We start from the raw sequence: 22,526 nt of genomic DNA, 5'->3' as shown, positions 1-22,526 counted from the left end.
AGTGATCCCACTGTCGCGAACCGTGCTGTTGCGCATTTATGTCGACGCTGTGTCCAGGCTGTGTGATGCGGGAGTGCTCAGGCGGCCCGCAGCCGCAGCGTGAATACAGTGCCCGAATCCGAGGTCTCCATCGTCACCGAACCTTGCATAAGATCCACGAGGCCGGCCGCAATCGCCAGACCCAGTCCCGAAGATCCGCCCCGGACGCCTCCGGCTCTGGTCCTCGAAGCGTCTCCGCGGACGAAGCGGTCGAAGACGCTGTCACGGATGCCCTCCGGGATGCCCGGTCCATCGTCGCTGATCCGAACGGTCACGAAAGGGTCCGCCCTGGAACCAGCACCAACACCAGCACCGGCCGCAGGCTCGGCTTCGACATGGACACGGGTTCCCGCGGGCGTGTGCACGCAGGCGTTGGTCAGCACGATCGACACGACCTGTCGCACCTGATCGGTCTCACCGCGGACCTCCAGAGCCTCGGGCGGCAGGTCGAGGACGATCGAATGCGCCGGACTGAGCACGTGTGCGTCCTCGACGAGCTCGAGGAGGAGCGCCGAAACGTCGACAGTATCCTCCTTCGTCGGCTGCCTGCCCGCCTCCAGTCGCGCCAGGAGAAGCAGATCGTCGACGAGCGACGACATCCGCAGCGCCCCGGAGTCGATCTTCGCCAAGGAAGCCGTCACCTCGGCGGGCAATTCGTCCCGGTAAGGGCGGGTGAGGTCCGCCCACCCGCGGATCGTGGCGATCGGCGTCCGCAGTTCGTGGGAGGCGTCCGCGACGAATCGGCGCATCTGCTCTGTACCCCGATACCGCTCGTCAAGAGCTGAACCCACGTGGTCGAGCATCCGGTTCACCGACGCACCGACATCGCCGACCTCGGTGCCGGGAACTGCGAGCTCGGAGGGCACGCGCAGCGCCAGCTCGGGTTTGCCCGCTCCCAGTTCGAGATCGGTCACCTCACGGGCGGTGCGCGCGACGTCGCGCAGGTCGCGCAGTTGTCGGTGGATGATGACGGCCATGAGCAGCGCAGTCGCAATCACCCCGATGAGCACGACGAGCACCGTGGTGAAGGCCGTGCGCTCGAGAGCCGAGTCGACGTTCTTCTGCGGCACTCCGTAGACCGTCGTCGTGCCCGCATCGTCGAATGCGACGACCCGGTACCGGCCGAAGCCGGGGATGTCGATGGACTGATGACCAGCCGACGAGCTGCTCTGCGCCCCTGTGCCATCGGCGCCGTCGGCACCCGGACCTGCGGACACAGTCTCAACGCCGAGCAGTGCCTCCACCGCCCTGTCGGACAGTGCCTGCGGACGCGCACGTCCCGCCTCGGCGATCAGGCCCTCTGCCGCATCATCCGTGCCGACGACGACGAGCGCACCATCACCGACACCCGGCTGGAACAGGTAACGCAGCGCCTGATCGACCGCTGACGATCCGCTGCTCGAACTACCGCCCCCGCCCGGTCCGTCTCCGGGACTGATTCCCGGTCCCGGATCGCTTCGGGCATGCTGGGTCATCCCCGACAGCTGCGTGTCGAGGTCGGACATCAGCGAGGTGCGCACACTCCACCACGACGCGGCTCCGATTCCGGCTCCCACGAGGATGAGGACGAGGCTTGCGAGGACGATCAGTCGCGTCTGCAGCCGCCACCGCCGGCTCGGGCTGGCTGGCCGGCTCGGGCTGGCTGGCCGGCTCGGGCTGGCTGGCCGGCTCGGTGGAATGGTGCTCACGAAGCATCCCTGAGCATGTAGCCGGCGCCGCGCTTGGTGTGGAAGAGATTCGGCTGGTCCGGAAACGGTGCGTCGATCTTCTTCCGCAGGTAAGAGAGGTAGAGCTCGACGATGTTGCCGTTGCCCCCGAAGTCGTAGTCCCACACCCGATCGAGGATCTGCGCCTTCGAGAGCACGACCCGCGGATTGCGCATGAACAGCCGCAGCACCTCGAATTCGCGGGCGGTGAGTTCAATCGCCTGCCCGGCACGGGCCACCTCGTGCGAACGCTCGTCGAGCTCGAGGTCCCCGACGCGCAGGATGTCGTCCTCGGCGCTGGGTGCTGCAGGGGCGCTGCGCCGCAGTCGGGCCTCGATCCGGGCGATCACCTCGTCGAGATTGAACGGCTTCGTCACGTAGTCGTCCCCGCCGAGGCGCAGCCCGGTGAGCCGGTCATCGACCTCATCGCGGGCGGAGAGGAAGACCACCGGGGTCTCGATTCCCTCGCCGCGGATCTTCTCGATGACGGCGAATCCGTCGAGGTCGGGCAGCATGACGTCGAGGACGATGGCGTCGAAATGCTCGCTCCTGGCCCGGGCTACCGCGTCGCGTCCGGTGCCCACGCTCTCGGCCTGCCAGCCCTTGACATGGCAGGCCATGACGAGGAGTTCGGCCAGGTTGGCTTCGTCGTCGACGATGAGCACGCGCGACGCCACCGCCTCGGCGCCCTTCTGTATCGGGTTCATGATTCGATTATCTCCTCATCCGGCACTGAAATCGTAGAGCGTGCGCGAATCGACGGTCGTGGACGTGAAGTTCGCCTCGACCCAGTCCGAGATCTCCGCCGAGGTGGACCCCGAGTCCCCGCCCCCGCCGGGACTGTTCGACGCGGTCCCGATGTACCAGTGGATCTGTCCCTCTGCGACGAGCTGTTTGAACTCCGCGAGTGTCGGGGACGGGTCCGTGCCGTTGAATCCGCCGATGGCCATGACCGGCTCGTCGAGGGCGAGCTGGTAGCCCGCCGCCTGGTTGGCACTCGTCGTGGCAGCAACCCAGGTGTACTGGTCTGCGTCCTCGCCCAGCAGCTTCGTAAGCTCGGCCGAGGGTGTCGACCCTGTGAGCAGCCCGCCCATGCCGCCGCCCGCCCCGGGCGCTTCCTCAGATCCGGGAACACTGCCTGCCCCGGGGACTCCCCCACCGCCAGGTGATCCCTCCGCGCCCGGGCCTCCCCCAGTGCCGCCCTCAATGCCGCCGGCACCGCCGGGTCCGCCGGGTCCGCCTCCACCGCCAGGGCCTCCCATGCCCGAGCTCGTGCCGGCGATCGTGACGATCGAGCCTTGGGCGCTTGCGCCGATCGTGCGGGCCTCCAGCTGAGTCGGAATCACCAGGCTCGACACAATTGCTGCGCCTAGCAGGACGGTCGTCCACCTCCGCGAGCGTCTGCTCCGAACCGACGCCGCGACGCTGCCCGGCTCGTCCTCGGTGTCGGGCCAGGCGCGCATGCGCCGCCGTAAACCGAGGACGATGAGGCACAGTCCGCCGAGGATCGACACGATGAGCACCGCCCACCGCAGACTGCCGGGGACTCCGCTCATCGAGGCGGCGAGAATGAACTGCCACGCTCCGGTCAGGGACCACACGAGGGCCAGCAGCAGCCTGCTGGCGAAGGTGGACCGGTTCACCAGGAGTGCGACTCCCAGAGCCACGACGACCGCGATGGCTGGCACCAGGGCCACCGTGTAGTACTCGTGGACGATGCCGTTCATAGAGCTGAGCACGAGCCACACCACGACGAGCCACGCGCCCCACAGCATGACGGCGGCGCCGAGGTTGCCCGACGTCACGCTCACCGGCCCGGACGTCACGGGGTCCGTATCACCCCGGTCCGAACCGATCCGGTCCGACCCGATCTGGTCTGACCCGATCTGGTCTGACCCAGCCGTCTCTGGAACAGCTCGCACACGGCGACGGCGGGCCACCTCGGCGCGGATGAGGAGGATCACGAGGATGACGAGCAGGAACAGCGCAGTGGGCAGGAACCACGCGATCTGGGAGCCGAAGCTGCCAGTCAGCAGCCGGGCGATTCCGGTCTCGCCCCAGCCGCCACCGCCCATTCCGCCGCCTCCGCCGCCGACGGATCCGGACTCGTTGCCGGTCAGCCGCCCGAAGCCGTTGTAGCCGAAGGTCAGCTCGAGGAACGAGTTCGATTGGGACCCTCCGACATAGGGTCGGTTCGCTGCGGGAGTGAGTTCGACGAGCGCGATCCACCACCCGGCAGTGATGACCATGGCGATGATCGGCACGATCAGCAGCAACGTCCGGCGCAGCCACGAGGTGCGAGCGAAGAGCATCCACGCCGCAGCCATTCCGGGCACGATGAGCAGAACTTGGAACTGCTTGGTCAGGAATCCCATTCCCAGGCAGACGCCGGCGAGGACCAGCCACAGCACGACAGTCCTGGTGGTGTGGCGCACTGCCTGAACGGTCCCGACCGCACGCAGAGCGTGCTGCGTCGCCACCACGGCGCCGACGCACAGCGTGACGAGCAGGGCATCGGGGTTATTGAAGCGGAACATCAGCGCCACGATCGGCGAGAGTGCGAAGAGCAGACCGGCTCCCAGTGCGGCAAGTCGCTCTACGAGTAGGCTGACGTGTCCGCGCAGGCCCAGCCTCGTCGAATGGGCCAGCATCAGCACGCTGACTCCTGCCAGCAGCACCTGAGGCAGCAGCATCGAGAACGAGGAGAAGCCGAATGCTCGGGCGCTCAGGGCCATCAGCCACAGGGCCGCCGGAGGTTTGTCGACGGTGATCGCATTCGCTGAGTCGAGGGACCCGAAGAGGAATGCCTCCCAGTTCTGCGATCCGGCCTGGACTGCAGCGGCGTAGAAGGAGTTGGCCCAGCCGTTTGCGCTGAGGTTGACCAGGTAAGCCGCGATCGTCCCCAGGGTCAGCAGGCTCAGCGCCGTGGGGTACCAGAGTCGTCTGGTGCGGATGCGCTCAGACATGATGCGACCTCTTCGATTCGGTGGGAGCGGTGTTCGCAGCGGCGTCGGCGTCGGCACGCGGGGTGCTGTGTGGGGCACTCGAGTCGAATCGCCGTACGGTGCCGACTGCGAAGACCCATGTCCGAAGAAGAACGAAGCGCACGATCGTCGCCGCAAGATTCGCCGCGGTCAGCACGGCCAGGGTGCCGATCGTGGCCCAGGTGCCGCTGAATGCGGCGCTGAGCGCCAGGCCCGCCGAGGTGAACGCCAGACACAGCGCGAACGCCGCCATCCCCTTGACCTGGGCTGCGAACCCGTGGTGCGGAGAGCGGATCCCGAACGTATGCCGCCGGTTGAGAGCAGTGTTGATGACTGTGGAGATGAGCAGAGCGCCGAGGTTGGCCACCGTCGGCGAGACCACCTGGACTCCGAAGAGGAAGAGGACGGCATAGAGCAGCGTGCTGATGATCCCGACGTCGATGAAGTGCAGGATCTGCGCCCCGGTGTTCGGTGCCGGAACGTCGTTCACGACGAACGGTCGCCCAACCGCAGGGTTCGCTGCGTTCGAGCTGTGGATGGGGGCGCGGCTCGACGTGCGATCGGACGTGCGCAGACGCCAGATCCCCTTCACATCGGCCCATGCCGTGGCGACGACGTCGACGGACGAATCCGGATCGTCGACCCAGTCGGTGCCGAACTCATGGATGCGCAGACCGGCCCACTCGGCGCGGGTCAGCAGCTCCGTGTCGAAGAACCACTCGGTGTCCTCGACCACTGAGAGGAGGACCTTCGCCGCCTCGGCAGACATCGCCTTGAACCCGCACTGTGCGTCGCTGAAGCTGACACCCAGGCTCGCGCTCAGCAGCCGGTTGTAGCACCGGGAGATGATCTCCCGCTTCACTCCTCTGCTGATGTCGAGCCCGGGAAGCAGCCGACTCGCAATGGCGACGTCCGCGATTCCCGAGCGGATGACCTCAACCATCGGGTCCAGGGCACGGATGTCGGTGGCCAGATCCACATCCGTGTACGCCACGATGTCGGCATTCGATGCCGACCACACCCGCGACAATGCTCGGCCCCGACCTTTCTCCTCCAGGCGCACGTAGTGCACCTGCGGATGGGTCCGGGCCAGCGCCTCGGCGATGGTGGGGGTGGAATCGGTGCTCGCATTGTCCGCGATGACGATCGCCACCTCGTTGGCTCCGTCGGCACAGGCGGCCAGCAGGGTCTCGACGGATGCCTGCAGAGCGTCTTCCTCGTTGTACACGGGAACGACGAGGTCCACGGTCGTGGGAGCGCGAGCGACGTCAAGCACGGTCTGCGTCTGGGGCTGGGTCTGGGTTCGGGTCTGGGTCTGGGTCTGGGTTCGGGTCTGGGTCTGGGTCTGGGTCCATGGGATGCTCTCGTGTCTCATAGCCCTCACACTTCCGGGGCAGCTTAGGCCGCACTTGGGTCGAAGCTGTGGCCAGGCTGTGGGAGTCCGCATGACGATCGCCCATCGCCCAAGTGTGGTCCCCGCTACACTGGGGCCATGCCTCATGACGATCCCCCACCGCCGTCTGCACCACGAATCCGAGCCTCTGACAAGGACAGGGACGCTGTCCTTGGAGTGATCACCGATGCGGTCACGAGCGGGCGCCTCGACCCTGAGGAGACTGCGGACCGTCAGGATCAGGCGATTCGGGCGAAGTTCCTCGACGAGCTCATGTCGCTCATCGTCGACCTCCCCGAAGGTCACGACCTCTACCGAACTCTGCATCGCCAGACCAGCGGCGGTGCGACACCGGGCACCGCCATCACAGCCAGCTCTGGTCCCGCTCTTCTGGCACCTGCAGCCGAGCCGGGTTCGTCGAAGCCGATGAATGCCGTGGCGATCATGTCCAGCCGTGAGATCGACGTCGTGCCGGGCACCGCCGCCGTGACCACGTATGCCCTCATGGCCGGCGACACCATCGACCTCTGCGACGTCATGGGTCCGGGCGTGAACGTCGCGCTGACGAACTATGCCCTGTGGGCCGGCCACGACGTCTTCGTCCCACCGGGCGTGCGTATCCGCGACGACACCGTCAACATTATGGCCGGCAATGAGATCCATGCCTCGGCCAAGGGTGACGGTTCGAACGGGACGCTCGTCCTCAAAGGCGTCTCGCTCATGGCCGGCCACAACGTCCGTCTGGCCAAGGGCTACCGTACGAAAGATCAGGGGCAATTGGAATGAGAATCGGTGTGCTCACCTCCGGCGGCGACTGCCCCGGACTCAACCCGGTCATCCGCGGCATCGTCCGCAAGGGCATCCGCACGCACGGCGACTCGTTCGTCGGCATCCGCGACGGCTGGCGCGGACTGCTCGAGGATGACATGTTCGACATGTCGATGCTCGATGTCAGGGGCCTGTCCGGACGCGGCGGTACGATCCTCGGCACATCCCGCACCCACCCCTACGAGCTCGGGGGCCCGGAGCGGATGCGCGAGGTCCTGGCCGCACACGACATCGATGCGATCGTCGCGATCGGTGGGGAAGGTACGCTCGCCGGCGCTTCCCGCCTCGTGGACGAGGAGGGTCTCCACATCGTTGGCGTACCCAAGACCATCGACAACGATCTGGGGTCCACGGACTACACGTTCGGCTTCGACACCGCTCAGGCCATTGCCACGGAGGCCATCGACCGCCTCCGCACCACCGCCGAATCCCATCACCGCTGCATGGTCATCGAAGTCATGGGCCGCAACGTCGGCTGGATCGCGCTGCACGCCGGCATGGCCGGCGGGGCACACGCGATCCTCATGCCCGAGTTCCCCGTCTCGTTCGACCAGATCGAAGCTTGGGTGACCTCGGCCAGAGACCGCGGTCGCGCCCCGATCGTCGTCGTGGCAGAGGGCTTCATTCCCGAAGGTCTCGACGAACAGGTCGCGAACCGCGGTGTCGACAACAAGGGCCGGACCCGCCTCGGCGGCATCGCCGACTACCTGGCCCCGAAGATCGAAGAGATCACCGGAATCGAATCCCGGGCCACGACCCTCGGACACCTGCAACGAGGCGGCTCCCCCACCGCGTACGACCGTGTCCTGTCGACGCGGCTGGGAATGGCAGCCGCCGATCTCGCCCACAACGGCCAGTGGGGGAAGATGGCCAGCCTCAAGGGCACAGACATCGTGTCCGTCGACATGGCCTCGGCCGTGGACAGTCTCAAGTCTGTTCCGCTGGCCCGCTGGGAAGAGGCTCAGGTCCTCTTCGGCTAGAGGCCCAGGTCGTCATCGGCTTGAGGTTCAGGCACTTTTCGGCTTGAGGCTCGCCTCGCAGCCGTCTCCAGGTGAATGCACCGAGGGGCACCCACCAGATGGTGAGTGCCCCTCGTCTTCCGAGTGTCAGCCGTGGGCTGGACTCAGATGATCAGCGTTCAGCCTCAGCTGAAAGCGCCGTAGTCGTAGTCCTCCAGCGGGATGGCAGAACCGGAATCGGATCCGATGCCCGCGTAGAAGTCTCCGTAGCTGTTCGTGAACATCTCGGCCTTGGCCTCTTCGGTCGGCTCCACCACAAGGTTGCGGTGCTTCTGCAGGCCAGTGCCCGCAGGGATGAGCTTACCGAGGATGACGTTCTCCTTGAGTCCGAGCAGCGTGTCCGACTTGCCTTCCATCGCAGCCTCGGTGAGGACGCGTGTCGTCTCCTGGAAGGACGCGGCGGACAGCCACGACTCGGTGGCCAAGGAGGCCTTTGTGATACCCATGAGCTCGTCACGAGCCGATGCCGGCTGGCCGCCTTCGGCAACCACACGGCGGTTCTCGGCCTGGTAGCGACCACGGTCGACCAGCTCGCCGGGCAGCAGTGTCGTGTCGCCCGACTCGATCACGGTCACGCGACGCAGCATCTGCCGCACGATGACCTCGATGTGCTTGTCGTGGATGCCCACGCCCTGCGAGCGGTACACCTTCTGCACCTGCTCGACGAGGAAGCGCTCAGCCTCACGACGACCGCGGATGCGCAGCACCTGCTTCGGATCGACAGCACCGATGACCAGCTGTTCGCCGGCCTTGACGTTCTGTCCGTCCTCGACGAGGAGACGGGCACGCTTGGAGACTGCGTGCTCGATCTCTTCGCTGCCGTCATCGGGAGTGATGATGACGAAGCGGGTCTTGCGGCTGTCGTCGACCTTGATCCGTCCGGTCGCCTCGGCGATGGGAGCGAAGCCCTTTGGTGTGCGAGCTTCGAAGAGCTCGGTCACACGCGGCAGACCCTGGGTGATGTCACCCGTGGACGCCGCCGCACCACCGGTGTGGAAGGTACGCATCGTGAGCTGGGTTCCCGGCTCACCGATCGACTGAGCAGCGACGGTGCCGATGGCCTCGCCGATGTCAACCAGCTTGCCGGTGGCCATCGAACGACCGTAGTGCATGGCAGAGATCTGCGTGTCGGAGTCAGCGGTGAGCACAGAGTGCACCTTGAGCTCCTCGATGCCTGCAGCGACCAGAGTATCGATCGTCTCTGCGGTGACGTCGGTCTTCGCCGGCACGATGACATTGCCATCGGCGTCGGAGACGTCGGAGACGGTGAGTCGACCGTAGAGGCTCGTCTCAGCGAACTCGTGCGGCACCAGGTTGCCCTCATGATCGCGCTCGGCCGCGGGCAGTGTGATGCCCTTGTTCGTGTCGGCGTCCGAGGTGCGAACGATGACGTCCTGCGACACGTCGACGAGTCGACGGGTCAGGTAGCCGGAGTCTGCAGTACGCAGAGCGGTATCGGCCAGTCCCTTACGAGCACCGTGCGAAGCGATGAAGTACTCGAGGACCGACAGGCCCTCGCGGTAGTTCGAGGTGATCGGACGAGGGATGATCTCACCCTTCGGGTTCGTCACCAGACCGCGCATACCGGCCAGCTGACGGACCTGCATCCAGTTACCCGATGCACCGGATTCCACCAGACGCAGCACCGAGTTCTCCTCGGGGAAGTTCGTCCGCATGACCTGGTCGACCTTCTCCGTGGTTTCGGTCCACAGTTTGACGAGCTCATTGCGACGCTCGTCATCGGTGAGTGCACCGAGTTCGTACTGCTGCTGCACCTTCGTGTCCAGCGCCTCAGCATGGTCGATGATCTCGGTCTTGGCCTCAGGCGAGACCACATCGGACATCGCAATAGTGATACCCGAGCGAGTCGCCCAGTGGAAGCCACCGGCCTTGAAGTTGTCCAATGTGTGCGCAACCTCGACCTTGGGGTATTCCTCGGCGAGGTAGTTCACGATGCGGCTGAGTGCCTTCTTGTCGATCGCGGAGTTCACGAACGTGTAGTCGGCAGGCAGGTAGTCATTGAACTCCGCACGGCCCAAGGTGGTCTGCACGTCGAGCGGATCGCCGGCTTCCCAACCTTCGGGAACCTCCATGTCGGGGCCCGGAACAACATTTTCCAGACGGATCGTGACGACCGAACCGAGGTCCAGTTCGCCGCGGTCGAAGGCCATGATGGCTTCGCCCAGACCGGAGAAGGAGCGTCCCTCACCGGCTAGACCCTTACGCTCGGAGGTCAGGTGGTAGAGGCCGATGATCATATCCTGCGAGGGCATGGTCACGGGCTTGCCGTCCGAAGGCTTGAGGATGTTGTTAGCCGAGAGCATGAGGATGCGGGCCTCAGCCTGCGCCTCGGGGCTCAGCGGCAGGTGGACAGCCATCTGGTCACCGTCGAAGTCGGCGTTGAACGCCGAGCAGACGAGCGGGTGCAGCTGGATGGCCTTACCCTCGATGAGCTGAGGTTCGAACGCCTGGATACCCAGACGGTGCAGGGTCGGTGCACGGTTGAGCAGCACCGGGTGTTCGGTGATGACCTCTTCGAGCACGTCCCACACCTGTGGGTGCTGACGTTCGACCATACGCTTGGCCGACTTGATGTTCTGAGCATGGTTGAGATCGACCAAGCGCTTCATCACGAAGGGCTTGAACAATTCCAGAGCCATGGTCTTCGGAAGACCACACTGGTGCAGGTGCAGCTGAGGACCGACCACGATGACCGAACGGCCCGAGTAGTCCACGCGCTTGCCCAGGAGGTTCTGACGGAAACGACCCTGCTTGCCCTTGAGCATGTCGGAGAGCGACTTGAGCGGGCGGTTGCCCGGTCCGGTCACCGGACGTCCACGGCGGCCGTTGTCGAACAGTGAATCGACGGCCTCCTGGAGCATCCGCTTCTCGTTGTTGACAATGATCTCGGGAGCGCCGAGGTCCAACAGTCGCTTGAGGCGGTTGTTGCGGTTGATCACACGACGGTAGAGGTCGTTGAGATCGGAGGTCGCGAAGCGGCCACCGTCAAGCTGCACCATCGGGCGCAGTTCCGGCGGGATCACCGGTACAACGTCGAGGACCATGCCCTCAGGGTTGTTGTCGGTGGTCAGGAACGCGTTGACGACCTTCAGACGCTTCAGGGCGCGGGTCTTGCGCTGGCCCTTACCGGTCTGGATCAGTTCACGCAGCTTGTCCGACTCGGCCTCGAGGTCGAAGTCGAGCAGACGCTTCTGGATCGCCTCGGCGCCCATAGCTCCGGTGAAGTAGAGACCGAAGCGGTGGAACATCTCGCGGTACAGGCTCTCGTCACCTTCGAGGTCGTTGACCTTGAGGCTCTTGAACCGGTCCCACACCTGCTCGAGACGGTCGACCTCGCGGTCGGCGTTCTTGCGCAGCTTCTCCATTTCCTTCTCGGCGACGTCGCGCAGCTTCTTCTTGGCTGCGGCGGTTCCGCCGTCAGCCTCGAGAGCAGCGAGATCCTCTTCGAGCTTCTTGGAGCGACGGTCGATGTCGGCGTCACGGCGGGTGCCGATCTGTTCCTTCTCGATGTCGATCTTGTTCTGCAGGCTGGGCAGATCGCGGTGACGGGAGTCCTCGTCCACCGAGGTGATCATGTAGGCGGCGAAGTAGATGACCTTCTCGAGGTCCTTCGGAGCCAGATCCAGCAGGTAGCCCAAGCGCGAGGGAACGCCCTTGAAGTACCAGATGTGAGTGACCGGTGCGGCCAGCTCGATGTGCCCCATGCGCTCACGGCGCACCTTGGCACGGGTCACCTCGACGCCGCAGCGCTCACAGATGATGCCCTTGAAGCGGACACGCTTGTACTTTCCGCATGCGCACTCCCAGTCACGGGTGGGGCCGAAGATCTTCTCACAGAAGAGTCCGTCCTTCTCCGGCTTGAGTGTGCGGTAGTTGATGGTCTCAGGCTTTTTCACCTCACCGTGTGACCAGCCGCGAATGGAATCCGCGGTGGCAAGACCGATACGTAGCTCATCAAAGAAATTGACGTCAGGCACGTAAATCCTCTTTCCTGGCGATGAACATCTCGTTCATCAGAAGTTGTGTCGGTTGAAGTGGAAGTCCTCAGACTTCTTCTACGGTCTGGGCTTCGCGGTACGACAGGTCGATGCCGAGTTCCTCAGCGGCCCGGTAGACTTCGTCCTCCGAGTCGCGCATCTCGACCTCGGCCCCGTCCGAAGACAGAACTTCGACGTTGAGGCACAGGGACTGCATCTCCTTGATGAGGACCTTGAACGATTCGGGGATTCCCGGATCGGGCAGGTTCTCACCCTTGACGATGGCCTCGTAGACCTTCACACGGCCCGGGATGTCATCGGACTTGATCGTCAGCAGTTCCTGCAGCGTGTACGCCGCGCCGTAGGCCTCGAGGGCCCACACTTCCATTTCACCGAAGCGCTGACCGCCGAACTGTGCCTTACCGCCCAGCGGCTGCTGGGTGATCATGGAGTACGGTCCGGTCGAACGCGCGTGGATCTTGTCGTCGACGAGGTGGTGCAGCTTGAGCATGTACATGTAACCGACAGCGATCGGGTACGGGAACGGCTCACCGGAGCGACCGTCGAACAGCTGGGCCTTGCCCGAGGAATCGATGAGACGATCCCCATCGCGGTTCGGGGTGGTCGAATCCAGCAGTCCGCGCAGCTCCTGCTCGTGCGCACCGTCGAAGACCGGGGTCGCCAGGTTCGTGCCGGCTTCAGCCTCGCGGGCCGCTTCCGGCAGCTCGGCTGCCCACTCGGGGTTGCCCTCGATCTTCCAACCCTGCTTCGAGACCCACCCGAGGTGGACTTCGAAGACCTGGCCGATGTTCATACGACGGGGAACACCGTGCGGGTTGAGGATGACGTCGACGGGGGTTCCGTCGGCGAGGAACGGCATGTCCTCGACAGGCAGGATGGTCGAGATGACACCCTTATTGCCGTGACGGCCGGCCATCTTGTCGCCGATCGTGATCTTACGACGCTGAGCGACGTAGACGCGGACCATCTGGTTGACGCCCGGCGAGAGCTCGTCGTCGTCCTCACGGTCGAAGACGCGGACGCCGATGACGGTTCCGATCTCACCGTGGGGAACGCGCAGCGAGGTGTCGCGGACTTCGCGGGACTTCTCACCGAAGATGGCGCGCAGCAGGCGCTCTTCCGGAGTCAGCTCGGTCTCACCCTTCGGGGTGACCTTGCCGACGAGGATGTCGCCATCGGTGACTTCGGCGCCGATGCGGATGATTCCGCGATCGTCGAGGTCAGCGAGGGCATCGGGCGAGATGTTCGGGATGTCGCGAGTGATCTCTTCGGCACCGAGCTTGGTGTCGCGAGCATCGACCTCGTGCTCCTCGATGTGGATCGAGGACAGGACGTCGTCCTGGACCAGACGCTGGGAGAGGATGATCGCATCCTCGAAGTTGTAGCCTTCCCATGACATGAATGCCACGAGCAGGTTCTTGCCCAGAGCCATCTCACCGTTCTCGGTGGACGGTCCGTCAGCCAGCACGCTGCCGACCTCGACGCGGTCGCCCTCGTCGACGATGATGCGCTGGTTGTACGAGGTTCCGTGGTTCGAACGCTTGAACTTCGAAGCGCGGTAGGTCTGCATCGTGCCGTCGTCAGCCAGCACGGTGACGTAGTCGGCGGACACCTCGGTGATGACACCGGCCTTGTCGGCGGTGATGACGTCTCCGGCGTCGACAGCGGCACGGTACTCCATGCCGGTTCCGACGACAGGCGACTCTGACATCACCAGCGGCACGGCCTGACGCTGCATGTTCGCACCCATCAGGGCGCGGTTGGCATCGTCATGCTCGAGGAACGGAATCAGCGCAGATGCGACAGACACCATCTGACGTGCGGAGACGTCCATGAAGTCAATCGTGTCCCACTGGACGAGCTCGGCTTCGCCGCCGCCGCCCTTCGGACGAGCGAGAACTTCGACTTCAGCGAAGCGCTGCTCTTCGGTCAGGGGCGCGTTGGCCTGTGCGATGTTGAATTCGAGTTCGTCATCCGCAGTGAGGTACTCGGTGTCATCGGTGACGACACCGTCGACGACCTTGCGGTACGGCGTCTCGATGAAGCCGAACGGGTTGATGCGAGCGTAGGAGGCCAGCGAGCCGATCAGACCGATGTTCGGGCCTTCAGGGGTCTCGATCGGGCACATGCGTCCGTAGTGCGACGGGTGGACGTCGCGGACTTCCATGGCTGCGCGGTCACGCGAGAGACCGCCGGGACCCAGTGCGGACAGGCGGCGCTTGTGGGTCAGACCCGCGAGCGGGTTGTTCTGATCCATGAACTGCGAGAGCTGCGAGGTGCCGAAGAACTCCTTGATCGCAGCCACCACGGGGCGGATGTTGATCAGGGTCTGCGGAGTGATCGCCTCGACGTCCTGGGTCGTCATGCGCTCACGCACGACGCGCTCCATACGCGACAGGCCCGTGCGGACCTGGTTCTCGATGAGCTCGCCGACCGCGCGGATGCGGCGGTTGCCGAAGTGGTCGATGTCGTCGAGCTTGACGCGCAGCTCGATGTCTTCGCCGTCACGCACGCCCTTGTTGACCTCGAGGCCGGCATGCAGCGAGACGAGGTAGCGGATCGTGGCAACGACGTCGTCGGTCGACAGGACCGAGTCGCTCAGCGGTGCATCGACGCCCAGCTTGCGGTTGACCTTGTAGCGGCCGACCTTGGCCAGGTCGTAGCGCTTGGGGTTGAAGTACAGGTTGTTAAGCAGGTTGCGTGCCGCCTCAGCGGTAGCAGGCTCTGCCGGGCGCAGCTTCTTGTAGATGTCGAGAAGCGCTTCGTCCTGCGTGCTGACCGTGTCCTTGGCCATGGTCTCGCGGATGGATTCGAACTCGCCGAATTCCTCGAGGATCTTCGCTTCGGACCAGCCGAGAGCCTTGAGCAGAACGGTCACGGACTGCTTGCGCTTGCGGTCGAGGCGGACGCCGACCTGGTCACGCTTGTCGACCTCGAACTCCAGCCAGGCACCACGCGAGGGGATGATCTTCGCGGTGAAGATGTCCTTGTCCGTGGTCTTGTCGACGCTGGACTCGAAGTAGGCTCCGGGCGAACGCACGAGCTGCGAGACGACGACGCGCTCGGTGCCGTTGACGATGAACGTGCCCTTGTCGGTCATCAGCGGGAAGTCGCCCATGAAGACCGTCTGGCTCTTGATCTCGCCCGTGTTGTTGTTCATGAATTCGGCGGTCACATACAGTGGCGCCGAGTAGGTCATGTCGCGTTCCTTGCACTCATCGATCGAGTACTTGGGAGCTTCGAACCGGTGTTCCCGGAACGACAGCGACATGGATCCACCGAAGTCTTCGATCGGCGAGATCTCTTCGAAGATGTCTTCCAGCCCCGAGGTGGTCGCGACCGAGTCGTCTCCGATCTCGATGGCTTCGGCTACGCGGTCCTGCCACGCTTCTGAGCCGATCAGCCAGTCGAAGCTGTCCGTCTGCAGTCCGAGCAGATCGGGAACTTCAAGGGGTTCGCGAATCTTCGCAAATGAGATTCTCTTAGGGGCGTTAGCGGTCCTGGTGTTATCGTTGGCGGCGGCCAATGGGATCCTTCCGAGTGCTTCACCAATTGATACGTCGATGCCCCACTTCCAGTGACTTCGCGGCGCTGGTGTGTCAGATTTCGACACCGGGCGACAACGTGGTTCACTTGAGTGGAATTGAAGTGCCCCCCGCTATATGAAGGCACGCCACAGGCAGAGCAACGCAAATATCAAGCTTATAGCAATCGGTCAAGTCATGCAAGGCGTTTCTTCCACAGCCCCACCCAGGCCCAGGTTGCGAATCCTGCTACGTCGTTGATGGCCAGCATCCACGAATTCTCCACCGCATTCCACGTGTAGACCCGCTCCACTTCAGAGCTCTCCCCCAGTGCCACGTGATTCGCGATCTTCAGCGCCGCCCCGAGCCCGTGCCCGCGGTGGTCCTTCGCAACCAGAGTCGAACCCTGCCAGCCGATCTCCGGCCTGTCGTCGAAGTGGGCGACTTCGGTGAAGCCGGCGGCAGATTCGCCCCGTAGAGCCAGAGCCGTATGCAGCCGCTCCCCCTTCGCCTCCCGTTGGGCGTCGAGCGCCGCCACTCGCGCAGCGTCCCACGACTCCTCCTCACCGAATTCCGCGGACCCCGGAGTGTCAGTCGACATCCTCTGGTGCAGCATGGCGATCTGTTCACGGCGGTGCGCGGGCGTCGGGCCGTTCCACGTCTCGATCGAATATCCCGGGTCGAGATCGACGCTGTCGCCGGGGGCAAGGGATGCCGCCGTAGCGGTCTGTGCCACCGAGCAGCGTTCGAGCTGTTTGAAGTCGAACCCGTGCCGGATCAGAAAGGCCACGCCCGGCAGATCAACGGGCAGGCTGCCAGCTCCGGATTCGGCAGCGAGGTTGGGACCGCGGGGGTCGGCATCACGTGCAGAGGGAGGAATCTCGCAGTAGCTGGTCAGCTGTGTGCGCCCTTCGGCGCGCAGACTCACTTCCATGGATTCGAGCAGCTCAGCGCCCCTGCCTCGACGACGGTGCTCGGGAGCCACTGCACACCACACATCGGCGACGTGGAGGTTGTCCTGCAAACTCAGGTAGGCGATGCCCGAGGCGACGATCTTCCCGTCGAGGCGGCCGATCCACGTCTGGGTGGTCGTGTATTCGCCCGGGTTCAGAAGCCGGCCGCGCACTTCGCCGGGCAGTGGATCGAAGTCCTGTCCCAGACCCGAGTCCCTGTTGATGAGCGTGTCGAAGTCGAGCACTTCGGGCAACAACGCATCGATGTCGGTAGCGCTGCGGGACCCGGCCGGGATGTGCGTGATCTCCATGTGCGTCCTTCGCGGTGAGGTCTGCGACGGCTGAGGACCAGGAACCTGACAGCCTGTGGCAGACATTCTAGACTGCTCTCATGGCGAAAGTGAGTGTTCTCAGTCAGAATCCGGCCGCAGTCAACTGCGGAATCGTCACAGGAGGCGAGCGCAGCCTCATCATCGATTCGGGACCGTGTCCCACTGTCGCTTCCCATCTTCTGCATCGGGCTCAGGCTCTGAGTACCGAGCTCGTCGGCTCTCCCCACCCTGTCGAAGCCGTCATCACCCATGACCATTGGGATCATTTCTTCGGCAATGGCACGCTCGCTGCGGCCGGGGTCGAAATCTTTTACACCTCGCAGTCGTTCGCCGCCGATCAGGAGGCCACCTCGTGGATCGCCCTCGACGGAGTCCGGAACGCACCCGAGAACGCTGAATTCGCCGAGGAGCTGCCTGAGGATCCGAGCGCACTGATCGTCGAGGTCTCCCCCGTCGACGGCTCCCCCGGCGAGGTGGGCGAGATCGACCTGGGCGACTGTCGGGTCGAATTCCATGTCCTGGGCGGGCATTCCACAGCCGATCTGGTCGTGCGCCTGCCCGATCTCGGCATCGTCTTCACCGGCGACCTGGTCGAGGAGGGCGCATCGCCTCAGGCGGGCAACGACGCCTCGCTGAGCGAGTGGGTGCGGAGTCTGCGCACTGTACTGGCGTTTCCCGAGGCCACGGTCTTCATCCCCGGCCATGGTGTGCCCGTAGACCGGGAGTTCGTTGAACGTCAGCTTGAGGATATCGATGGACTGCGGATGAACCAGGCCGACGCCGAGGTGGCTCTGCCCGCCCGTACGATGCCCGGTGACTACGACCGGACCCTCCCTCGCGAGATCACGATCGCAGGCAGCTGAGTCTTCGAGTCGTCAGGCTTGACCCTGCCGGTGGAGCGCGGCGACAAGATCTCCGCCGATGGCTCCGAACAGGGTTGTCGCCCAGATGCTCGTTCCCTCGACGTAGGGTTTGTCCCCATCGAAGATCCACTGCAGTTGGTTCCCGGCCTGCCGATCGTGCTGGCAGCTGCCGCACACGGGAACCCGCACTCCGGAGCCATCCGCATCGAGGCGGGTCGTCGACTGCGCCTCTCCGTGTAGGGGATTGATCGTGCACAGACTCTGCGGGAGCTTGCTGCGCCCCCGCGTCCCGGACTTCTTGGTCTTACCTGCCCCCACCTCGGCGATCTCTCGACCCGCCTGCCGCAGCAGGACCATAGCTCCGGCGAGATCGATGCGTTCGGAGTCCTTGTCATCAACGATCCGGCGGGAGATCTGGTACGCGTCGAGTGCCTTCGCAACCTTGGCAGCTTGGGCTTCGTCGAGATTTTGGGTCTGGAGATGATCGATCTTCTCCGCGATCCGGTTCGTGTCGTCGTTGATGTCGTCTCGCAGTGACTCCCGCTGCAGGGTGTCGACCCGGTCGAGCAGTTTGCTGGGCAACCGGAATTCGCGGTGTCTGCGCCTCTCCGTCATGCTCCCCTTGATCGTGCGGGCCAGGTAGAGCCCGGCGATGACGAGCGCGAGCACGAGGACCGCTCCCCCGAGGAACATCGGAGAGAAGCTCCCCGAGTTGCTGTCCTCGGCGAAGTCGCTTCCGGGCGCCTCCTGCCCGGTGGTCGATTCGCCCGACTCGGTGCGCGTCTGTGGATCGGCGTAGAGGTTGAGGAGCTTGTTCAGCTTCGACATCGACGGCGTTTCGACATTCCACTGCGAATGGGCGATGGAGTTCTGATCCATGACCTGCATCGCGAGATCATGATCGTCCTCGAGCTTCACCTCGGTGTACAGATCGCTCGTATTGCTGACCATGATGAAGGTTCCCTGCCCTCCGTGGTCGGCGGCCACTTCCCGGAGCAGGTCGAGGTCGACTGCTTTGTCGTCAACGGCGATGACATAGACCTTGAAGTCCAGCCCCTGTGCTGTGGTCTTGGCCTTGTCGAAGAGTCGGGTGTCGAGGGTGCCTGCGGCCGACTGATCGACATAGAAGGGATCAGCCTTGAGCGATTCGGCGATCTGATGTGCGTCCACGGTCATTTCCTTCGGTTCCGGTGATTGACGGATTTTCGGTTCGCCGAAGTATCGGGGATCTCGTTCTGACGGCGGACATAACCGAGGACTGCGACACCGATGGCAGCGATGGCTGCACCGACGACGAGGCCGAAGACGGCCGCGGAGACGGCTGAGGTCGTCGAGTATGAGAGTTCGCGTGAATCCTCCGAACGGTCCTCGGCCACAAGGTCATCATCGGGGCTGTCGACATTCGGCTCCGAATTCTTCAATATCCGAACCCACCTCAGGCCTGTCGAGGTCAGCGTGTCATCGGGATCCGACTGAGGAACTTCGCGCAGGTCCCGTCCGCTGCCGTGTGAACCGACACCCTGGCTGATGGGGCTGATGACGAGCACGCTTGCGGAATCGACATCGAGTTCACGGGCGATCCGTGCGGCTTTGAGGTCCATGCGCGCATCCGTGTCGTCGAGCATGGTGTGGTTGAGGAATGCCACATAGATTGGAGAGTCGAGGCCCTTGATCTCGCTGCGGATCGCGGCGAGACCGGCGTCATCGACGTCGAAGGCCAGATAGTCGTCGACGTGGACGGGATCAGACTCGAGTTCCTTGGCCAAGGCTCGGTAGGGTGTGCGATCGTAGTTCGGGTCGAGTCCGCTCTTGATGCGGTCGTCGTAAACCGAGTCGACTGTGATCTCGTCACTGTTCTCCGCTGCGATCCGAGCCTGCTTCGCGTCGTCGAACCTGGCGATGCTGATCATGGTCGCCCCTGCCCCGATTGCACAGAAGATGATGACGGCGATGAGCGTTCTAGTCCAGGTACTCATCGTCGTCCACTCTCTGCCTTCGCCGACGCCGCGAGGATCGAATCCTCGAGAGCCGCGAAACTTCCGAAGCCCGAAGCTGCGTAGGCGTCATCGCGCAGATAGTACGGTACGGGTCGTGCCCTCTTCGCCTCTGGATTCTTCGGCACCATCAGGCACTCTGGTTCGTGTCCGGTGTTGAGGTCCGAACGGCAGGCGGTGCAGATGTCGATCGTTAGGCTGGTCTTCGCCTGCTTCCAGACGAAAGACGTGATCGCGTCGGTGTGGATTGGGAAGAAGAAGCAGAAGCGCGGCTCCTCGTTCGCCTTCCTCTTCTCGTCCTGCGTCTGGTTCTTCTTCGACTTCGCAGTCTGTCGTAGCTTTGCCCGCACCCAACGATCCGTTTCGACCAGTGCCGCGATTGCGTGACGATGTGAAAAGTCTCGGTCACTGGCCCAGTCGGGGTGAGCCTGAACGATCGCGGAGATCGCCTCTTGGACCCGTCGCCCACGGTCGTGGAGTGCCCAGTTCGTCTCGTTCGGGACTGCTGGGTCAGGAAGCGCACGGGAGGCGGCTTCGACAGCCTGAGGCAGTCGGCGTCGCTTCACGAGCTCGGGGCTCCAGGTGAGACTGCTCCGCCAGGAGTACTTGTTCCGCCGCAGGAGCACCCATGCGGTCAGCCCGATTGCCGCCGCTGCCGTCGCCTTGAAGACGAACCCATCCGGGTCACCCTCGTAGTCGAGCCCGCTGGACTCGATGTAGTCTTCGTCTTCCGGCTTGCCGTTACGTGGGTCGAAGTCCGGCAGCGGTGGCGGGTCAGTTCCCTTCACCGTCGCAATGAGAAGACTCAGATGGTAGGGCACTGCCAGTTCGACGGGGAGGTAGCGTTTGGTCTTCGACCGCTGCAGTCGATCAGAACCTTGCGGGATCGTCGGTCCGCTGTCGTCGACGATGTAGGCGAAGGTCGACGCCGAGTACTCTGCTTCGGAGAAGATCACGATGATCTGTTCGGCCCCGGCACTCTCGAACATCGAGTATGCGAAATCGGCGGTGAAGCGCGGCCAGCCGGCCTCCTCGGGCTCCGAATTCGACAGGCCCGGCACGATCGCAATGAAATGGGGAATACCTGATGTGGACGCTTCGTCCGAGGCTCGACGGAGACCGGTCTTCTGATTCGGGGTCAAGCCTGGTTCGACAGACGGGTCGATGAAGAGCGGGTCGCGGTCCCATCCGTCCCTCATCCGGGTACGGAGGCTGCGCAGCAGTTCGCTCTGGAGATCCGTCTTCTCAGGCACCTCACAAGGTTAATACGTCCGCGGACTCTCCCATAACCGGCGACTGTTCCCGATCAGCAACATCTCGCCCTGTTCCAGCCGCTTCGAGGTCTGCGCATCCGCCTCCGACACGCCCTTCTCCACAGCGCAGGCACAACTTGTCCCTTGCGCAGGCACAACAGATGCGAAGAACCCCACGGCATATGCTGTGGGGTTCTTCGCTGCGGCAGCAGTCAGGCTGCTGCCACTGGAATCACTTGAGGGTGACGGTCGCGCCGGCGCCTTCGAGGGTTTCCTTGGCCTTTTCGGCTGCATCCTTGGACACGCCTTCGAGGACGGCCTTAGGAGCGCTGTCGACGAGGTCCTTGGCTTCCTTCAGTCCGAGGGAGGTGAGCCCACGAACTTCCTTGATGACGGGAACCTTCTTCTCGCCGGCCGATTCGAGCACAACGTCGAATTCGGTCTGCTCTTCAGCAGCCTCTGCAGCAGCGGCAGGAGCAGCAGCAACAGCAGCGGCAGGAGCAGCAGCTTCAACTTCGAAGACCTCTTCGAACTTCTTGACGAAGTCGGAGAGTTCGATCAGGGTGAGCTCTTTGAAACCTTCGATGAGCTCTTCGGGGGTGAGCTTAGCCATGGTGGCCAGTCCTTCCTGTGGTGGTCACATTGAGTGACCGGGTTTATGGGGTGATGCTCAGGCGTCTGAAGCAGGAGCGTTGTCCTGCTTCTCGCGGAGAGCGTCGACGGTGCGCACGGCCTTGACCATCGGAGCAGTGAACAGGTAAGCCGCCTGGTGGAGGCTTGCCTTCATTGCGCCGGCTGCCTTTGCAAGCAGAACCTCGCGTGGTTCAAGGTCGGCGAGTTTGTTGACATTCTCAGCACTGAGGACGGCACCATCCCAGTAGCCGCCCTTCAATACGAGCTGAGAATTCGCCTTGGCAAAGTTACGCAATGCCTTTGCAGCCTCTGGTGGTTCACCGTTGACGAATGCGATCGCGGTGGGTCCCTTAAGGAACTCATCGAGGTCGTTGATTCCGGCTTCTTTGGCTGCAATAGCAGTGAGCGTATTCTTTACCACGGCGTAGCTGACGTTCTCACCGAGTGAAACGCGCAGATCTTTCATCTGCGCAACGGTGAGACCGCGGTACTCGGTCAGCAACACAGCGTCGGAGTTCTCAAACTGCTGTTTGAGCTCCTCTACTGCGGCTGCCTTGTCTGGCCTCGCCATGGTAGTTCCTTTCGTACAGTCGCCGGTCGCATCCCAACACCAAAAAAGCGCTCCACGCAGGTGTGCGTGAAACGCTTCGAATGATGAGATCATAGGAACTCATCGGAAGAATCTCGTGCTCACCTGCGCAGGTCACTCCGATGGAGTCTTCGTCTGTGAGCACCAGCATCCGATTGCGAATTCTGGATTTCCCACAGAGACCGACGGTCTTGGGTATTTGAAGTCTAGCGAAGTTCCGCGCATCAAGTCCAATCGTGGGCAGAGATGCCTGACACACTCCCCTCCCCTCCCCTTCGACACCTCTCCCCCGCCACATCTCTCCCCCGCACACTCATGCCACCACCTCGGCGTCATGCCACTGCCTCGGCGCCTCATGGCAGTCGGCGTCTCATGGCCGTCGGCAACCCGAAGGGCG

General features: G+C 63.8%; 15 protein-coding genes. 3 read left to right on the top strand and 12 right to left on the bottom strand.

Features of this window, described 5'->3' with window-relative positions; all coding sequences use genetic code 11:
* Positions 1-77: 77 nt before the first annotated feature.
* From MPN20_RS17545 to MPN20_RS12325, 4 genes are read right to left on the bottom strand one after another with little or no spacing between them, the layout of a single operon-like run.
* Positions 78-1,727, bottom strand: a complete 1,650-nt coding sequence (locus MPN20_RS17545) for a HAMP domain-containing sensor histidine kinase (RefSeq protein ID WP_242782593.1) — start codon at positions 1,725-1,727, stop codon at positions 78-80.
* Complete coding sequence (locus MPN20_RS12335; protein ID WP_242782592.1) at positions 1,724-2,452, bottom strand: response regulator transcription factor; 729 nt, start codon at positions 2,450-2,452, stop codon at positions 1,724-1,726. Before MPN20_RS12335 ends, MPN20_RS17545 begins: the two co-directional genes overlap by 4 nt.
* 15 nt (positions 2,453-2,467) lie before the next feature.
* Positions 2,468-4,711 (bottom strand): glycosyltransferase family 39 protein, encoded by a 2,244-nt coding sequence (locus MPN20_RS12330; RefSeq protein WP_242782590.1) that lies wholly within the window; start codon positions 4,709-4,711, stop codon positions 2,468-2,470.
* Complete coding sequence (locus MPN20_RS12325; protein ID WP_242782588.1) at positions 4,704-6,104, bottom strand: glycosyltransferase; 1,401 nt, start codon at positions 6,102-6,104, stop codon at positions 4,704-4,706. The genes MPN20_RS12330 and MPN20_RS12325 overlap by 8 nt, the downstream gene beginning before the upstream one ends.
* 117 nt (positions 6,105-6,221) lie before the next feature.
* On the opposite strand from MPN20_RS12325, the gene MPN20_RS12320 reads away from it, so the two are divergent.
* Together MPN20_RS12320 and MPN20_RS12315 are read left to right on the top strand one after the other, a co-directional pair.
* Positions 6,222-6,908 (top strand): DUF1707 domain-containing protein, encoded by a 687-nt coding sequence (locus tag MPN20_RS12320; RefSeq protein WP_242782586.1) that lies wholly within the window; start codon positions 6,222-6,224, stop codon positions 6,906-6,908.
* Complete coding sequence (locus MPN20_RS12315; RefSeq protein ID WP_242782584.1) at positions 6,905-7,930, top strand: ATP-dependent 6-phosphofructokinase; 1,026 nt, start codon at positions 6,905-6,907, stop codon at positions 7,928-7,930. The genes MPN20_RS12320 and MPN20_RS12315 overlap by 4 nt, the downstream gene beginning before the upstream one ends.
* Positions 7,931-8,094: 164 nt before the next feature.
* Here MPN20_RS12315 and MPN20_RS12310 read toward each other — a convergent pair whose 3' ends face one another.
* The 3 genes from MPN20_RS12310 to MPN20_RS12300 all read right to left on the bottom strand — a co-directional run bounded on the left by MPN20_RS12310 (position 8,095) and on the right by MPN20_RS12300 (position 16,776).
* Positions 8,095-11,967, bottom strand: coding sequence for a DNA-directed RNA polymerase subunit beta' (locus tag MPN20_RS12310; protein ID WP_347566830.1), 3,873 nt, complete (start codon positions 11,965-11,967; stop codon positions 8,095-8,097).
* 67 nt (positions 11,968-12,034) lie between these two features.
* The gene (gene rpoB, locus MPN20_RS12305) at positions 12,035-15,514 is read right to left on the bottom strand and encodes a DNA-directed RNA polymerase subunit beta (RefSeq protein WP_242782582.1); all 3,480 of its coding nucleotides are present in this window, start codon (positions 15,512-15,514) and stop codon (positions 12,035-12,037) included.
* Positions 15,515-15,708: 194 nt separating this feature from the next.
* Positions 15,709-16,776, bottom strand: a complete 1,068-nt coding sequence (locus MPN20_RS12300) for a GNAT family N-acetyltransferase (RefSeq protein WP_242782580.1) — start codon at positions 16,774-16,776, stop codon at positions 15,709-15,711.
* 80 nt (positions 16,777-16,856) lie between these two features.
* On the opposite strand from MPN20_RS12300, the gene MPN20_RS12295 reads away from it, so the two are divergent.
* Positions 16,857-17,660 (top strand): MBL fold metallo-hydrolase, encoded by an 804-nt coding sequence (locus tag MPN20_RS12295; RefSeq protein ID WP_242782578.1) that lies wholly within the window; start codon positions 16,857-16,859, stop codon positions 17,658-17,660.
* 12 nt (positions 17,661-17,672) lie between these two features.
* On the opposite strand, the gene MPN20_RS12290 is transcribed toward MPN20_RS12295, so the two are convergent.
* The 5 genes from MPN20_RS12290 to rplJ all read right to left on the bottom strand — a co-directional run bounded on the left by MPN20_RS12290 (position 17,673) and on the right by rplJ (position 22,111).
* Complete coding sequence (locus MPN20_RS12290) at positions 17,673-18,836, bottom strand: hypothetical protein (protein ID WP_242782576.1); 1,164 nt, start codon at positions 18,834-18,836, stop codon at positions 17,673-17,675.
* Positions 18,833-19,636, bottom strand: a complete 804-nt coding sequence (locus MPN20_RS12285; protein ID WP_242782574.1) for a hypothetical protein — start codon at positions 19,634-19,636, stop codon at positions 18,833-18,835. The genes MPN20_RS12290 and MPN20_RS12285 overlap by 4 nt, the downstream gene beginning before the upstream one ends.
* The gene (locus MPN20_RS12280) at positions 19,633-20,907 is read right to left on the bottom strand and encodes a hypothetical protein (RefSeq protein WP_242782572.1); all 1,275 of its coding nucleotides are present in this window, start codon (positions 20,905-20,907) and stop codon (positions 19,633-19,635) included. The genes MPN20_RS12285 and MPN20_RS12280 overlap by 4 nt, the downstream gene beginning before the upstream one ends.
* A 232-nt stretch (positions 20,908-21,139) precedes the next feature.
* Positions 21,140-21,520 carry a 50S ribosomal protein L7/L12 gene (rplL, locus tag MPN20_RS12275; RefSeq protein ID WP_242782570.1) on the bottom strand — a complete coding sequence of 127 codons (381 nt, stop codon included), beginning with the start codon at positions 21,518-21,520 and terminating at the stop codon, positions 21,140-21,142.
* A gap of 57 nt (positions 21,521-21,577) precedes the next feature.
* Positions 21,578-22,111 carry a 50S ribosomal protein L10 gene (rplJ, locus tag MPN20_RS12270; RefSeq protein WP_242782568.1) on the bottom strand — a complete coding sequence of 178 codons (534 nt, stop codon included), beginning with the start codon at positions 22,109-22,111 and terminating at the stop codon, positions 21,578-21,580.
* Positions 22,112-22,526: the final 415 nt, after the last annotated feature.

Origin of the sequence: Brevibacterium sp. ZH18 (genome assembly GCF_022748595.1) — a bacterium.
Taxonomy (GTDB): domain Bacteria; phylum Actinomycetota; class Actinomycetes; order Actinomycetales; family Brevibacteriaceae; genus Brevibacterium.
Note: the sequence above shows the minus strand (reverse complement) of the source record. Positions and strands in the feature narration are given on the sequence as shown.